General features: G+C 64.2%; 17 protein-coding genes. 4 read left to right on the top strand and 13 right to left on the bottom strand.

All coding sequences use genetic code 11. The features are described 5' to 3' along the window. Nucleotides 1-302 precede the first annotated feature (302 nt). Entirely contained in the window at nt 303-1,901 is a 1,599-nt protein-coding gene (locus K3F48_RS01290; protein WP_222573589.1) for a DNA cytosine methyltransferase, read from the bottom strand. A gap of 104 nt (nt 1,902-2,005) precedes the next feature. Here K3F48_RS01290 and K3F48_RS01295 point away from each other — a divergent pair, with 104 nt between their 5' ends. Further along, nucleotides 2,006-2,215: a type II toxin-antitoxin system HicA family toxin gene (locus K3F48_RS01295; RefSeq protein ID WP_222573590.1), complete on the top strand. Its 210-nt coding sequence runs from the start codon at nt 2,006-2,008 to the stop codon at nt 2,213-2,215. Between the two features lie 30 nt (nt 2,216-2,245). Then, the gene (locus K3F48_RS01300) at nt 2,246-2,647 is read left to right on the top strand and encodes a type II toxin-antitoxin system HicB family antitoxin (RefSeq protein WP_222573591.1); all 402 of its coding nucleotides are present in this window, start codon (nt 2,246-2,248) and stop codon (nt 2,645-2,647) included. A gap of 86 nt (nt 2,648-2,733) precedes the next feature. On the opposite strand, the gene K3F48_RS01305 is transcribed toward K3F48_RS01300, so the two are convergent. From K3F48_RS01305 to K3F48_RS01345, 9 genes are read right to left on the bottom strand one after another with little or no spacing between them, the layout of a single operon-like run. Next, nucleotides 2,734-4,110: a DNA translocase FtsK gene (locus K3F48_RS01305; protein WP_222573592.1), complete on the bottom strand. Its 1,377-nt coding sequence runs from the start codon at nt 4,108-4,110 to the stop codon at nt 2,734-2,736. After that, nucleotides 4,107-5,834, bottom strand: coding sequence for a DNA primase family protein (locus K3F48_RS01310; RefSeq protein ID WP_222573593.1), 1,728 nt, complete (start codon nt 5,832-5,834; stop codon nt 4,107-4,109). The genes K3F48_RS01305 and K3F48_RS01310 overlap by 4 nt, the downstream gene beginning before the upstream one ends. Continuing rightward, nucleotides 5,831-8,347, bottom strand: coding sequence for a DNA methyltransferase (locus K3F48_RS01315; RefSeq protein ID WP_222573594.1), 2,517 nt, complete (start codon nt 8,345-8,347; stop codon nt 5,831-5,833). The genes K3F48_RS01310 and K3F48_RS01315 overlap by 4 nt, the downstream gene beginning before the upstream one ends. Beyond that, complete coding sequence (locus tag K3F48_RS01320; protein WP_222573595.1) at nt 8,344-8,667, bottom strand: hypothetical protein; 324 nt, start codon at nt 8,665-8,667, stop codon at nt 8,344-8,346. Before K3F48_RS01320 ends, K3F48_RS01315 begins: the two co-directional genes overlap by 4 nt. 33 nt (nt 8,668-8,700) lie before the next feature. After that, nucleotides 8,701-8,910, bottom strand: a complete 210-nt coding sequence (locus tag K3F48_RS01325) for a hypothetical protein (RefSeq protein ID WP_222573596.1) — start codon at nt 8,908-8,910, stop codon at nt 8,701-8,703. Between the two features lies 1 nt (nt 8,911). Beyond that, complete coding sequence (locus K3F48_RS01330; RefSeq protein WP_222573597.1) at nt 8,912-10,066, bottom strand: CHC2 zinc finger domain-containing protein; 1,155 nt, start codon at nt 10,064-10,066, stop codon at nt 8,912-8,914. After that, complete coding sequence (locus K3F48_RS01335; RefSeq protein ID WP_222573598.1) at nt 10,066-10,251, bottom strand: hypothetical protein; 186 nt, start codon at nt 10,249-10,251, stop codon at nt 10,066-10,068. Before K3F48_RS01335 ends, K3F48_RS01330 begins: the two co-directional genes overlap by 1 nt. A 17-nt stretch (nt 10,252-10,268) precedes the next feature. Further along, nucleotides 10,269-10,982 carry a GcrA family cell cycle regulator gene (locus K3F48_RS01340; protein ID WP_222573599.1) on the bottom strand — a complete coding sequence of 238 codons (714 nt, stop codon included), beginning with the start codon at nt 10,980-10,982 and terminating at the stop codon, nt 10,269-10,271. Nucleotides 10,983-10,985: 3 nt separating this feature from the next. Then, nucleotides 10,986-11,330 carry a hypothetical protein gene (locus K3F48_RS01345; protein ID WP_222573600.1) on the bottom strand — a complete coding sequence of 115 codons (345 nt, stop codon included), beginning with the start codon at nt 11,328-11,330 and terminating at the stop codon, nt 10,986-10,988. A gap of 248 nt (nt 11,331-11,578) precedes the next feature. On the opposite strand from K3F48_RS01345, the gene K3F48_RS01350 reads away from it, so the two are divergent. Continuing rightward, complete coding sequence (locus K3F48_RS01350; protein WP_222573601.1) at nt 11,579-11,851, top strand: hypothetical protein; 273 nt, start codon at nt 11,579-11,581, stop codon at nt 11,849-11,851. Nucleotides 11,852-11,865: 14 nt separating this feature from the next. Here K3F48_RS01350 and K3F48_RS01355 read toward each other — a convergent pair whose 3' ends face one another. From K3F48_RS01355 to K3F48_RS01365, 3 genes are all read right to left on the bottom strand, one after another. Then, nucleotides 11,866-12,312 (bottom strand): hypothetical protein, encoded by a 447-nt coding sequence (locus K3F48_RS01355; RefSeq protein ID WP_222573602.1) that lies wholly within the window; start codon nt 12,310-12,312, stop codon nt 11,866-11,868. Next, nucleotides 12,309-12,536: a hypothetical protein gene (locus tag K3F48_RS01360; protein WP_222573603.1), complete on the bottom strand. Its 228-nt coding sequence runs from the start codon at nt 12,534-12,536 to the stop codon at nt 12,309-12,311. The genes K3F48_RS01355 and K3F48_RS01360 overlap by 4 nt, the downstream gene beginning before the upstream one ends. Nucleotides 12,537-12,658: 122 nt before the next feature. Beyond that, nucleotides 12,659-12,928, bottom strand: a complete 270-nt coding sequence (locus K3F48_RS01365) for a DNA-binding transcriptional regulator (RefSeq protein ID WP_222573604.1) — start codon at nt 12,926-12,928, stop codon at nt 12,659-12,661. A 71-nt stretch (nt 12,929-12,999) separates the two neighbouring features. Here K3F48_RS01365 and K3F48_RS01370 point away from each other — a divergent pair, with 71 nt between their 5' ends. Beyond that, nucleotides 13,000-13,605, top strand: a complete 606-nt coding sequence (locus K3F48_RS01370; protein WP_222573605.1) for an XRE family transcriptional regulator — start codon at nt 13,000-13,002, stop codon at nt 13,603-13,605. The last annotated feature ends 3 nt before the right edge of the window (nt 13,606-13,608 follow it).

The raw sequence follows: 13,608 nt of genomic DNA on the forward strand, positions 1-13,608 counted from the left end.
CGTATGAAAAACATTTTTCGAATGCTCCCCGCACCCCATTGTTTCATACATTACGCGAGGAAAACTCTTGCAACTGTTGCAAGCCTCTCGTAACTGATTGCTGCATCACACAAAAACACCTGCGACGGTTTATTCCGAACTCTTGCGCAACTCTTGCAACCCTTGCAGATTTCCCGCCGGCCAACCCTTCGGGCTACGGGCTCGCTGGCGCGCAGCAAGGCGTTCGCGCCACGAGTGGCGGCGCGAGGCAGGCAGAGAGGGAGCTGCGAGGTTCGGCCGCGCCGGCGGCCCGCGCGCGCGCGTCACGATGGAGGTCTCGCGCGCAAGGCCGCATCGAGCCGTGCGCCGATCCATGCGAAGACGGGGACCGGCCAGCTATTGCCGATCGACGCGTAGCGCGGGCCGTCCGCCGCCGGCTTGCCGCCGCGCTCGATCGCTGTCCAGCCGTCCGGCACGCCCTGCAGCCGCTCGCATTCGCGCGGCGTCAATCGCCGCACAGCCCAATGCTCGGCGACATAGGAGCGCGACGAGCCGCCGCTCGCGGCGCGCAGATTGGCGGTGTCGTGCGGGCCTTCGAATTGCGCGCCGCCCTCGCGCCCGCGAAGATCATAGGCGACGGCGTTCGGCCGGCTGCGTCCGCGAAGCGTCGGCGAAGCGCCCTCGACGACGCCGAGCCCGGCGCGTTCGCCGGCGGAGCCGCCGGAACCCTCGCCGGATCGGTCAAGACAATCCGACGAAATGCCAAAAGCGACCGCCGGCGGATGCGCGCTCGCCGAGAGCGGATGCGACGGCCCGCCCGGCTGCGGGTTGCAGCGATTATCTGGACTGGTGATCTGCGTCGTGTCGAAGCAGATCGGCGCCTCGATGATCGGGTTGATGAGGCCCGCGGCGTTGCCGCCTTTCGCGCCCTTGGAGCGCTCCCAATAGGCGGTCAGAGTGTCCGCGATCTCCGGCGCGATGATGATAAGATTTTCGTCGATCGGATTATTCGAGTGGCCGCCGCTCAAAATCGGCTTCGCAACCGGAATCAAATTCTCGGCGGTGTCTGCGTCTCCCCGCCATCCGCCACTGCCCGGAGAGCCCGCGCCAAGAGGGCGGGCAATTCCTTCCCCCGCGCCTCGGCCCTTCGCAATATCCCCGCACAGGCCTTTGGGCTCAAATAATACCTCGGCGGGATCGGCCCCGCTTCCAAAATCTCCGATAAGGACGATGCGCTCGCGTCGTTGGGGCACGCCGAAATGTTGAGCGTCGAGAACCCGCCATGCCGCCCGGCCGAGAGGCCCGGCAACCATACCCGCGCGTGGCCATCGTGGCAGATGCGCGTCGGCCCAAACCATCCATTCTCCACTTTCGCCTCCATCGTCATCGAGGATCTGCTTTCGTCCAGCCTCGCGCCATCGCCATGTGGCGGAGCTTTTTCCGCGTCGCGGGCGCTCGCCCGGTAGCAGGGGATCATCTGCGCCGACAAGCGCGCCCAGGAAACAGCCGAATGCGTTGTCGTCGAGGGAGAGGACGCCGGGGACGTTCTCCCAGATGGCGTTTCGAAGTCCAGCATGGGTGACGAGTTCATGGGCGAGCACCGCAAAGGCGAGAGTGAGATTGCCGCGCGCATCCGCGAGAGAGCCGCGCCGGCCGGCAATGGAGAAACTTTGGCACGGCGTACCGCCGCAGAGCACATCGACGCGGCCAACGGCGCGCGGATCGATCGTCGTGAAGTCGCCGAAATTCGGCGGCGCATTGCGCGACAGCGCCTCGCCCGGCAGATTGGAGCCGAAGCGCGCCGCCAGCACGGCGGAGGGAAACGGCGCGATCTCGGCGAAGCCGGCGGCCGTCCAGCCGAGCGGGCCGAATGCCAGCGACGCCGCCTCTATCCCGGAGCAGACGGAGAAATAGCGGAACATCACATCCGCCTCCTACCGCCAGAAAAATACACACGACTACACAATTCCACTTGACGCCAAACCGTCGTTGTGTAAATATACACACATCGAACGGAGACGAGACCATGGGCCGCAGCGAGCACAGCAACAAGCGCAAGGATGTCGAGAAGCGCCTGCGCGCCGACGGCTGGCGCATCACCCGCAAGGGTCCCGGCGATCATGTGCAATACACGCACCCCGATCGTCCCGGCCGCGTCACCGTCGACACCGGGCCGAGCGACATTCCGACCGGAACGCTCCGCTCGATTTACAAGCAAGCCGGCTGGACATGGTGAGGGCGCGAGCCCTCCCGAAAGGAGTGTAAAATGAGCTATGCGATCGCCCTCATTCACGAGGAAAACGGCGCCTTCGGCGTGTCCTTTCCCGATTTCCCCGGCTGCGTCAGCACGGGCCGCTCGATCGACGAGGCCATGGCCAAGGGCGCCCAGGCGCTGGCCCTGCATGTCTCTGGCATGGTCGAAGACGGCGAGCCGCTCCCGCAATTGCGCAGCGTCGCAGAGCTGCGCGCCGATCCGGAGCTCGCCGATTGGTTCGCGGAGGCCACTGTCGCGGCGATCGAGGTGGAGCTGCCGAAGCGCGCCGTGCGCGTGAACATCTCGATCGACGAGGGGCTGCTCGAGCGCATCGATCGGGCGGCCGCTTCCTCCGGTCAATCGCGCTCGTCTTTTCTGGCCGAAGCGGCCAAGCGCAGAATCGCGGGCGCGTGAAGCGCCGGCGCGATGCAGCCCGAGCGACCAGCCGCCGGCGCCGCCGCAGAACAGATCGATGACGGTGGGCGCGCGAGGCAAGCTACTCACCTTGCGCTCCTAGCTGGCGTAATCAGGATATGTCGTTGACCTGAATGCCTTCTGCGCACATCTATCCCTTTGTTTAACAACGCACGATGGTTCCTTTTGATAAACAAACCGATCTGTTGAGCATTAACAAAAACACCATCGCGCTTGTTTATCTCATCGCAGAGTTTAGTTGCGGTTCCGGACCACGTTTCACCGCTGTCTACGATTGATTGTAACGCGGTCGTTATACTGCAAGTGTTTTTATCCATATCAATTACGTTTTGTGAAACCATCAATTCGTCGTGCTTAACACTCTCGAACTTTGATGTAATAGAAAATATATAGCCCTCGGAAACAAATGGGGCTTGCATTCGCACATAGTCTCTTCCCTGCTCAGAAAACAACATATCTCCGGCCCCAAGAAGGCATTCCGCCCCCTTGCGGCCTATGATTGTGCGGCTGTCGACGCTTGATGCTAAATGGAACGAAATACGAGTTGGAAAATTTGCCTTGATAGTTCCTGTTATTACATCTACAGACGGTCTCTGAGTTGCAATCACCAAATGAATTCCAGCAGCGCGACCCATCTGCGCAAGTCTCATTAGACTATCATCAACGTCGGCTCCAGAAACAACCATAAGGTCCGCTAATTCGTCTATAATTATAACTATACGGTGCATTTTGTTGCAGTTTGTTATATTGAACGAGTTGATATTCCTAACACCAGCCTCATTCAGTTTCTGATATCTATTCATCATCTCCGACACAGCCCATCGAAGGCTGCTGATGGCGGATTCGACGCTTGTGATTATCGGGCAAAGCAAATGCGGTAGCAAACCATACGAAGAAAATTCAACAATCTTCGGGTCAATAATCATTAGACGTAGGCTTTCAAGCTCTTTGTAAGTTATCAACGACACAATTATTGCGTGAAGAGCTATTGATTTACCGGAACCAGTGGTCCCGGCAATGAGTAAGTGAGGCATGCCAGCGAGGTCAGCCACAACCATTTCGCCGCTGGCTTTCATACCAAGGGCGATTGGCAAAGTTTGCGACTTTACAGCAGTTTTGATGTTCTGCTCTACACTCTCGATGTCGAAAAATCTGCGTTCAAGTTTTGATAACTCAATCGCGACCATGCCCTTTCCGCGCTCGATGAACACACGGCAACTTCGCACCCCCATAACGAGCGCGATGTCATCTGACAAAGCGATAACCTTTGAAACTCTCTCTCCTTTTGCCAACATAATGTAAAATATTTGAACACTCGGCCCATCGCAAATATCACTAACCTCTGCTACAATACCGAAATCAGCTAAGCGCATCTCGAGTTCGTGAGCTTGTTTTTTCACGAGTATTTCATTGCTATCTATATTCTTGTCGAACGATGTCATCCCCCATACCCCTCCGGATAATCCGTCGCCGCGCGCGCCTTCGCCGGCTCCTCCGGCCGGTCCGGCACGTCATGCAGGCGGCAGTCGAGATAGGAGCGCGCCCGGTCATTGTCGCGACGAAACAGCTTCGCCATCTCGCGGCCGAACGCCGTCTGCGTCTTCGCCCGCTTGGCGTTGGCGGCGGACCAGCTCACATAGGCCTGATACGCCGTGCTCGCCGCCACGCGCTCGCCCTCATGCGCCTCCACACAGTCCTTGACGAATTCCCCGATCGGATTCATCTCCTCCTGATATTTCGAGGTCGCCGCGGCGATCTCCGGCGCGATGAACAGCCCATGATCGAGATAATCGAGCACGCCGTCGAGCAGCCAGTTCAGAATGCCGCTGCGCTCCTCCAGCAGCTCGGCGACGAAGCCGTCGAACTCCCTCTCCTCCTCCGGCGGAATCGTCACCGACCAATGCACGACGAGCATGCGCCGCCAGATGCCATTGTCGGTCCCGTCGATCTTGGGGAAGCCATTGCCGCTCATATGCGGCGTCGCCCTGTTCACGAAGTCGAAATAGCCATCATAGAGATTGCGCACCGCCATCTCGTCGCCGCCGGTGAGCCGCTTCACGAGGTCCTCGCGCAGCGATTCATCTTCCTTCAGCTCGTCGATCCGCACGAAGCGCTTGCCGAACAGCCGCACGATATCCGGCGAAGCCTGCCCGGCGCCGCGCTCGCCCTGTCCGAGAATCGTCTCCTTGGGCAGCGAGACGCCATAGGATTTGCCGACGACGCCGGAAATCACCGCGAGAAACACGCTCTTGCCATTGGAGCCGAAGCCATGATGAAACATCAGCTTTTGCAGCATCAAGCCAACGAGGCCGAACCCCGCATATTGCCGCACCGTGCGCCGCATGTCGGCGCTCGGCAGGCAGCGCAGCAGAAAGCCGTCCCACTTCGGCGCCGTCGCGCCGAGATCGAAATCGCAGGGCACGAGCCCGGTCGCATAATCCTCGCGCGCAAAGCCGCGCCGCACGTCGAGCCGCGCCTCTTTCTTCCCGCCTATATCCTCGACGATCACGCGCAGCGTCGCATTCTGTGTCACGATCAGCATCGTCTCGGCGTTGAATCCGCCGGGCTCGCGCCGCAGATGCGGCGCCGCCGTCTTCAGCATGGAGACGAGCCGCGCGGAATTTTTCGAGCTCACGGCGAAGCGCCAGCGCGCCAGCCGCCGCTTCTCCAGCGCCTTCTCCGCCGCCGTGGCGGCCCTGCGCACGGCCTTGGCGCCATCGCTCTCATCGTCGGCGGAGAGATTGTCGGCTTCCTCGATGACGCGCGCCTCGGCCGGCGTCTGCTGCAGATAGCGCGTCTCCAAGCCGATGCGCCCGCCGATCATCTGCGCCATCATGTTCGCGCGCGCGACGCCGCCGTAGATGTCCCAATGCCGGCCCTCCCAACCGAGCCACACGCCGCCCTCGACCTCGCCCCGCGCGATCACGACGAGATCGGCGCCGAAATGCTCGATCAGTCTTTTGCCGTTATCGGTGTCGCTCTGATCGAGCTTCGCGCAGCGCTCGACGACACGCAGATCGACGCCATCGACCTCCTGGTCGGACGGCCCCAGCGCGTCACAGGCGTCGCCATCGCCCGCGTCATCCGGCTCCGGCGGAGTGGCGCGCACGAGCTGCGGGCCCGCGCCCTCGACCGCATCGGCGATGCGTTTGTAGGGATCGGTCACGCTGCGCTCCTCGGCTCGATTTCATGCAGCAAATCGAACAGGCTCGGTGCGCCGATCTGCCGCTCCGCCGCCTGCAGATATTTCACGCCGTCGAGAAAATAGGTCGACGACAATTCGACAGCGCGCCCGCGCCGCTTCAAATGCAGCGCGCGATAAGGCACGGTGAACAGCCCTCCAAACGGGTCATAGACCAGCTCGCCCTCGTCCGAATATCGTCGGATCAGCCGATCGACGATGTCGAACTGCAAAGGGCAGACATGCCGCTCGCGCCCGCTCGCGCTCTGCGCGCCGTTCAGCGTGCGCATGCGATTCACATCATGCCAGACATTCGGATGACGCGACCCCGGCGCCAGCGCCATGAAGGTCGAGGGCAAGGCGCCGCGACCCTCCAGCGCCTCGCCGATCCGCACATGCGCCTCATAATCATAGAGCCCGTCGAGCGTCCATCGCGTGAACAGCTTCGTAAGCGCGCCCGGCTCGACGCGCGCCAGCTCCTCGGGCGTCGCCAGCCGCTCGCCGGATGACCGCCAGAACGCATGCGCATCGACCTGCCAGCGCGCGAGGCTGTAATCCTCGCGCCCGCGCGTCACCGGCGCGTCGGCATAGCCGCGTCCGCGATCGCTCTGCGGCTTGCGCATCACCACGACATATTCCGGACAGCCGACGCCCATTTTGGTGGCGTCCTTCAGCATTTCCGAATAGCCGAGCCGATAGGTCTGATTATTCTCGCGCACCACATCGGTGACGATGGTGATGAGCGCCATATACTGAAAGCCGTGGCGGCGGTAATGCTCGATCGTCTCGCAATGAAAGGGCGAGAGCGTCGGCACGCCTTCCCCCGTGACCGATCCGAACAGCACGCGATCCTTGACGTGAATAGCCGCGACGCGCCCCGGCTTCAACGCTCGCCGCAGCTGCGGCGTCAAGAAATCCATCTGCTCCCAAAAATGTCGATTGTCCTCGGTATGCCCGAAATCATTGTAGCTCGGCGTATATTCATAATGATTGGCGAACGGGATCGAGGTGACGATCAGATCGAGACTATCATCCTCGAGCCGCCGCGCCTCGTCGACCGTGTCATTATTGGCGACCTGCCAGCTTTCTCCGGAGGCTTCGACACGCTCGACGCCGATCGTGCGCGCCAGCGTCTCGCTCATCTCGACATCGTTCAATCCATACGTCCGGACGATCTCGGTCATGGTCTCCCGCAGCTCCGTGTCACGGTTCCATTTGGCTTGAAGGTCGCGCCATACATGGCGCTCAGTGTCCGCGAAGATGACGTCGACGCGCACACGCCGCAGCTGCTGGAAGCGCTGGACGCGATGTAGCGCCTGGATAAAGTCGTTGAATTTGTGACTGACGCCACAGAAGATCTCGCGATGGCAGTGCCGTTGGAAGTTCGGCCCCGAGCCGGCGATGATCGGCTTTGTGGAGAGCCTCTTGCGACGGCCGTCGGCGAAGTCGCGCATGATGTCGCGTCGCTCGTCGAGGTCCTGCGTCCCATAGACGGAGACGACGCCGGGGACGGCCTTTTCGATCGCGCGACGCTCGTCTTCGAGATCGTGCCAGATCAGAAAATGATCGTCCGGCGAAGCGGCGACGATCTCAGCTACCTTGGCGATGCGCGCGGGAAGGCTCGCGCGCCGCGCCCGCGCCGTCTGGCCGAGATCGCCGCCCGCCTCGTCCAGCAGCTGGCCCTGGCCGTCGCGTTCGAAGCGATAGCCGTCGACCGTGGTCGAAACTTCGTGCACGACGAGATCGAGCGGCGGCAGATCATAGCCAGCGTCGGAATAGCCGAGATCGGACGGCTTCTCGAGAAACACGGCCCAGGAGCCGACCCACAGCCAGAATTCGCGTTCCTTGTGCGGATAAAGCGTGAGATTATTGGCCTTTGTGGAATCGCGCTGGAAGAAGCGCGTCAGCGCCTGCCCCGTATCCATCACGCCGAGGAAGCCGGCGTAATGGATAAGCTCCTTATAGCGATTGGGCGAGGGCGTCGCCGTTGCGACGAAACGAAAGCGCACGGACGAGAACAGCGCGAGAAACGTCTGAAACGTCTTCGAGCCATAGGAGCGCAGCACGCTCGCCTCATCGAGGCTGACTGCGAGGAACTTGTTTGGATCGATCTTGCCGTCGCGCACCGGCTCATAATTGGTGAGATAGAGCCCAGTGTCCTCGCAATCCTCGATGCGCCGGATTGCCCGGATCGTGACGCCGAGCATTTCCGCATCGCGGATGATGTCGCCGTGGACGCCATAGGGAGCAACGATTAATCCGCGCCCGCCGAAGCGCATGGTGACGAGCCGCAGCAGCTCGATCTGCATCACGCTCTTGCCGAGCCCGAAGCGCGCGAAGATCGCTCGCCGCCCTCCGCGCGCCGCCCAGCGCACGATCGCGCGCTGATGGCCGAGCAGCAGGGGCGACAATTCGCCGTCGTCGACTTCGAACCCGGTTTTGGGCGCGAGCCGTATCTTCCGCCGCAGGAAGTCGAGATAGGGGTCGCTCCCGCTCATCCCCGCATCTCCCGCATCAAATCCAGCACATGCCCGGCGAGGCCGCGCGGGCGGCCGGCGCCGTCGCGCGTCATGGTGCGGGCCAGCGCCTCCAGCGGAGCGCCATATTGCAGGGCGATCGAGATCGCCTTGCCGAGATCGCAGGCGTAGACATCCTGCGCCGTGTCGAGCTTCAGCCCGTTCAAGAACAGCTCGCCGACGCGCCCATCCGAATAAAGTCCGATCGTCGCCGTGAAGCATGTCCCCTGGAACTCGAAGTCGAAGCTTTCGCCCGCCCGCCGCCGCGGCAGCGCGCACCGCGCCGCATCGTCATTTTCCATGGCAATGTCCCGATCCACAGGAGAGGAGCACACTCAATCCACCGTATCGGCGCCGTCCGCCGCCGCCACGCCGGAGCGCTTGGCGAACAGGTCGAGCATCGTCTCGGCGTCGTCCTGTCGCGGCAGCGTCGCCACCAGCCGCTCCGTCCGCTCGAGGAGCTTCCACTCGCCGCCCTCGAGCACCTTGTGATAGACGCGCGAGCGAATCCCATCCGCCCGCCGAAAGCCCGGCGCCTCGGCCATGTCACCCCTCCGTCAGCACATTGTTGAAATCCCGCCCCTCGGGCGCGCAGGCTATGCGGATCACGCGCCCCGGCCGCTCATAGCGGCGCCGCGCGCGCTCCAATGTCGTCTCGGTCAGCACGCGCTCGCTGTCGCCGTCGCCGAGCAGCACCAGCTCCTCGACGCTGTCCGGCAGCTCGATCGCCCGCGCGCTGCGATCCGGCTCCGGCCCGGGCAGGCGCTGGCGATGGCCATTCGCATGCTTCAAAAACGGATGATCGATCGCCTCGGCCGCCGCGCCGCCGAGATTGCCGAGATCGACGCTCGACCAGAATGCGTCATCGCCGCGCAGCCGCCGCGTCGCCTTCAGCGCCGTCGCCACCGACAGCACCGTCTCGATTCCCTCGCCGATGAACAGCCGCCGCGGCGCCGCCACGGCGCGCAGCACGATATGGCCGCCCTTCACCGCGCCCCGGCATTTCTTGGCAATGAGCGCCTCGCCGGTCTCGGGGTCGAAAATCTCCGCCTTGCCGGCGCCGCCGGGCGCCAGAAAGGTCATATGCAGCCCGCAGAAATCGCCCGCATTGTCGACGATCGCCGCCAGCATGGCCGGGCCGCGATGCACGACGCGCGGCGCCATGGGTCCGCGCTCGTCTGGCGCCTGGCCGTGGAAAAAACACAGCTCCGGCGCAAAGCGCAGCATCGCCGAGGCCGGCGCGAGACAGCGCCTCCATTGCAGATAGGCGGCGACGACCTCGAAAGGCGCGCGCGCCGCGCCCTCCCACAAGCGCCGCACGGCGGCGATCTCGCGCGCGCGATAGCGCTGCGCCTCGCGCTCGCGCTTTTCCGACCGCTCCCGCGCGCGCTGCTCGAGCTCCGCGCGCTCGGCGTCGCTCATCTCGCGCGCGCCGCCGAGCCGCTCCACCGCCGCGCGGAAATCGCAGCCGGTGGCGCGCTGCAGCAGGCGAATGGCGTCGCCGCCATCCTGGCAGACGGCGCACACCCAGCTCTCGCCCGCCACCTCGAAGCGCTGCGCCGAACGCCCGCCGCCGCAGACCGGACAGGAGCCGACGAGCTTGCGGCCGCTCTTCCGCAATCCGGCGCCGAGCTCGCGCGCCAGCGCGCCGAGATCGACCCGGGCCTTCACATCGGCGATCTGCGCATCGGAGAGCCTCATCACGCCGCCTCTCGCATCTCGTCGCGCCACCTCCGCGCGAACGCCATCTCGCTCGTCGCCAATCTCTCCGCCCGCGCGGGCGACACCCGCAGCGCCCGGCCGATGCGACGCCAGCCCCAGCCGGCGCCGCGCATGTTGCGCGCGATCGACGCGGCGAACCGGCATTCGCGCCGCTCCACACGCATGAACACCGCGCCAAATCTCACCGCGCCGCCCCGAACATTTCGACGCGCCCGCGCCGTTCGCTCTTGCGTCCCTCTCTGACCGCACGCGGCGGACGCATGGGCCCGCGCGCCGCGACCGATCGCGCCGCATGCCGCGCGCAATAGGATTTGCCGCCGGCGCTCGGCCGCCCGCAAAACCCGCTTGCGAGCGGCCATTTGCATTGCCCTTCGACCAGATCGAGGATCGACGCGGCCAGCGCCGTCTCGCCGTCGTCGACCGGAGCCGCCGGGATGATCGTTCGCGCAGGCGCCGCGACCAGCGGCGCCGCAACCGGCGCGAGCTTCGCCTCGGCGAGCGCCGCCGCCTTTGCCGCCGGCCGCTTCGCCGCGCCCGCCGGCGCCGGCGCGATGACTTTCGCCGGGCACGCACTCGACCGCGCGCCACGCGTGCGCGCCGGCAAGCCGAGCCGATGCACCTTTCCGATCACAGCCGAGCGCGTCAGCCCGCCGCCGATCTCGGCGGCGATCTGCGCCGCCGTGCAGCCCTCCGCCCACAGCTTTGCGACCGCCGCGACGCGCGCCGCCGGCCATTCCGGCGTCGCCCGCTCGCCGCGCTGCGCCCGCGCCGAGCTGAGATAACAGGTCAGCGTCTTGTCGACCGCCCGCTCGCCGAGCGCCGCCCGTATCTCCGCATTGCTGCGGCCGGCGGCGACGAGCGCCAGGACCTGTCTCCACAAAGACCCTTCGCTCATCGCTCACCCCTTTTTGAGCCAGCGCTCGACATCGTCGAGCGCAGCCTCCAGCTCAGCCAGCCGAGCCGGATCGACCAGCAAGCGGCTTTCACGCATCTCGCCAATATCGCGGCGTAGCTGCGCGGCGCGCTGCTCGAGCCGGCGCACGGAGAATCCCTCGAGCGCGAGAACGACCTTCTCGACATTTTTGAGACGCCTCTTGAACACGTTATGCAGCGTTCCCGGCGCGAGACCGCAGGCGTCGGCCACGGTCTCGATCGCGTCGGGCTTGTTGACGCGCTGGGCGCTCATTTCCTCGCGCACATAGCGGTCGGCGAGCAGATAGGCCCTGTCCATCGTCGCGCTCATTTGGGACGAAATATCCCTAAATTTGGGACACACGCGCTTTCCCCTTCGTGCCATGCTGTGAGCATGGATCGAGTGGAAAGCACCATGGAACGGAAGGCGGCGCGGCATATCTTGGCGGATCGGCGCGCCGCCGCTTCCGAGAAAAGAAAGGACCCCGGCGCGCAAGAGCCGGGGAGGGGGAGAGAGCGCCGCTGGGAGATCGGCGCCTTCGGCCGCGGAGAAGAGCACGCGGCGAAGAGGGGGAAACCATGAAGAGAAGCGAAGACCCGAACGAGAAGCTGATCACGCGCCTGGCCGAATTGTCGCTGATGCTCGCCGCCCGCCTCGCCCAGGCCGGCCGCGACAAGGACCTCGCCGCCTGCCGGCAGGCGTTTCTCGGAGACATCGAAGACGCCGCGAAGCCGATGCGCTACGCCGGCGGCATGGCGCGCATGAAGGCGTTTTTCGACAAGATCGAGCGCGGCGACCGCGAGGTGATCGATCATTGGCGCAATCCGCCCCAGCCGAAGCCGCCGCGATGAAGGATGCGAGCCCCTCATGCCGCGCCGCCGTCTTCGTCCGCCGGCGGATCGACATCGCGGGATCGCGACGGCAGCCTCGCAAGGCGCTTTCTGAACTCGTCGAGCTCGCGCCGCAGCGCGACGAACGCCTCACTGTCGGTCCGGCCGGCGCGCTCGATGACGGCGCCGATCAGACAGCCGCAGTCGTAACGCAGGTCGAGAATCTCCTCATTCGTCACATGATCGAGAAACACCGGCACCGGCACTTCGAAACAGGCGACCGCGTCCCGCACCGTCACCGTGTGGCAACGAGCAAAGCTCATCATCTCGGCGATCCACGTCTCGCGCTGCGCGTCGGTATAGGGTCCACGCGGCATGAAGCGGTGGCCGGGGAGAATGCCCTCCGGCTCGGCGCGGCCGAAGGTGCGCGCATAAATCCGCGCCATGAGCGCGTCCCATCGGGGTGTCTTGCTCTCGCTCATTCTGCGAACTCCGATGTCGGGGTTGGCGCGCGGACGACCCGGCCATCGGACCAATCGACCGTCACGAGTCCGCCGGCGGCCTCGAGACGATCCGCCATCTCGGCGAGCGCCACTAAGGCGAGCTCGAAGACCGGCCGCCCGCAGGGGAGGTAGAACATCCAGGGCTCGCCCGTCTCTTGCCCAAAGAGCGCCCCGGTGACGCCGGTTTTTTTCAGCGCGTCCACGATTTGTCGAACATTGCGAGACGAAAAGCTCTCGCTCGTAACGGAGACTGTCATGACCACCCCATCAGCGTTGCAAGATTTGCTGTCCATGATCGGCGCCGAACTCCAGGCCACGGAGGCCTTCAATTTCCGCAGCGTCCCGGCGCGGACCATTCCGCAGCCTCGTTCGAAAAAGGGTCGGCGACCGCCTTCGCCGCGACAGCGGCGCCATCGGCATCGATGTGCGCGGCGAGCAGGTCCAAAAGCTTCGACACGGGGCCGGACTCGGCCTGCCCCTTTTCCATCAGCGAAACAGCCGCCTGCGTCAGTCCGAGCCATTCGGCCATGCGTGTCTGCGACCAGCGCAGGGCGAGGCGAAGGCGTTTGATCCTGGGCGGCTCGTTCTCATTCATGTTGTCGATAATAAGTATCTTGTTATTGGCGTCAACAAAAATCTTGTGACAAGCGGCGATATAAGAATCTCATGACAACCGAGAGCGATCGACTGCGCGAAGCTAGGCTGGCGGTGGGCTACAGAACCGCCAGCGACGCCGCCCGGGCTATGGGTGTCGGCGTCTCGACCTATATCAATCACGAGAACGGCAACGCCGGGCTGGCCCGCTCCGCCAAGCGCTATTCCCGTTTTTTCCGCGTGTCGCTAGACTGGTTGCTTCACGGCAAGGGCGAGATGGCCCACCATAAGCCGAGCAAATATTCGATCCCGATCCATGGGCTCGTCGGGGCAGGCGCCGCGGTCGAGATGATCGGCGACACCACCGAGATCACGCCGCCCGATACGATCGAAATGCCGGGCGACGGCGAGATCGCCGGACTCATCGTGCGCGGCGACTCGCAATGGCCTCGCTGGCAGGAAGGGGAGACGATCCTCTACGATCCACGGCCTGTTCTCCCGCAATCGCTGATCGGCAGATATGCGATCGTGCAGTCGACGGACGGTCGGCGACTGATCAAGATCCTCCGCCGCGGCAAGACCGAGCGCACCTGGCGCCTCGATTCCCACAATGCGCCGCCAGAGGAGACCGAGTTGATTGGCGCATGGCGATACCTCGGCACAATCGCCGCATCATGATCA

It is taken from the genome of Methylosinus sp. Sm6 (genome assembly GCF_019802345.1).
Classification (GTDB): Bacteria; Pseudomonadota; Alphaproteobacteria; order Rhizobiales; family Beijerinckiaceae; genus Methylosinus.

What these genes read in the sequence shown, in the direction of transcription:
- K3F48_RS01345 (WP_222573600.1), bottom strand. Translation starts at nt 11,330, where the DNA reads ATGAGCGCGACGATGGACAGGGCCTATCTGCTCGCCGACCGCTATGTG.
- K3F48_RS01320 (WP_222573595.1), bottom strand. Translation starts at nt 8,667, where the DNA reads ATGGAAAATGACGATGCGGCGCGGTGCGCGCTGCCGCGGCGGCGGGCG.
- K3F48_RS01300 (WP_222573591.1), top strand. Translation starts at nt 2,246, where the DNA reads ATGAGCTATGCGATCGCCCTCATTCACGAGGAAAACGGCGCCTTCGGC.
- K3F48_RS01340 (WP_222573599.1), bottom strand. Translation starts at nt 10,982, where the DNA reads ATGAGCGAAGGGTCTTTGTGGAGACAGGTCCTGGCGCTCGTCGCCGCC.
- K3F48_RS01305 (WP_222573592.1), bottom strand. Translation starts at nt 4,110, where the DNA reads ATGACATCGTTCGACAAGAATATAGATAGCAATGAAATACTCGTGAAA.
- K3F48_RS01295 (WP_222573590.1), top strand. Translation starts at nt 2,006, where the DNA reads ATGGGCCGCAGCGAGCACAGCAACAAGCGCAAGGATGTCGAGAAGCGC.
- K3F48_RS01290 (WP_222573589.1), bottom strand. Translation starts at nt 1,901, where the DNA reads ATGTTCCGCTATTTCTCCGTCTGCTCCGGGATAGAGGCGGCGTCGCTG.
- K3F48_RS01355 (WP_222573602.1), bottom strand. Translation starts at nt 12,312, where the DNA reads ATGAGCGAGAGCAAGACACCCCGATGGGACGCGCTCATGGCGCGGATT.
- K3F48_RS01365 (WP_222573604.1), bottom strand. Translation starts at nt 12,928, where the DNA reads ATGAATGAGAACGAGCCGCCCAGGATCAAACGCCTTCGCCTCGCCCTG.
- K3F48_RS01325 (WP_222573596.1), bottom strand. Translation starts at nt 8,910, where the DNA reads ATGGCCGAGGCGCCGGGCTTTCGGCGGGCGGATGGGATTCGCTCGCGC.
- K3F48_RS01330 (WP_222573597.1), bottom strand. Translation starts at nt 10,066, where the DNA reads ATGAGGCTCTCCGATGCGCAGATCGCCGATGTGAAGGCCCGGGTCGAT.
- K3F48_RS01315 (WP_222573594.1), bottom strand. Translation starts at nt 8,347, where the DNA reads ATGAGCGGGAGCGACCCCTATCTCGACTTCCTGCGGCGGAAGATACGG.
- K3F48_RS01350 (WP_222573601.1), top strand. Translation starts at nt 11,579, where the DNA reads ATGAAGAGAAGCGAAGACCCGAACGAGAAGCTGATCACGCGCCTGGCC.
- K3F48_RS01335 (WP_222573598.1), bottom strand. Translation starts at nt 10,251, where the DNA reads ATGCGTGTGGAGCGGCGCGAATGCCGGTTCGCCGCGTCGATCGCGCGC.
- K3F48_RS01370 (WP_222573605.1), top strand. Translation starts at nt 13,000, where the DNA reads ATGACAACCGAGAGCGATCGACTGCGCGAAGCTAGGCTGGCGGTGGGC.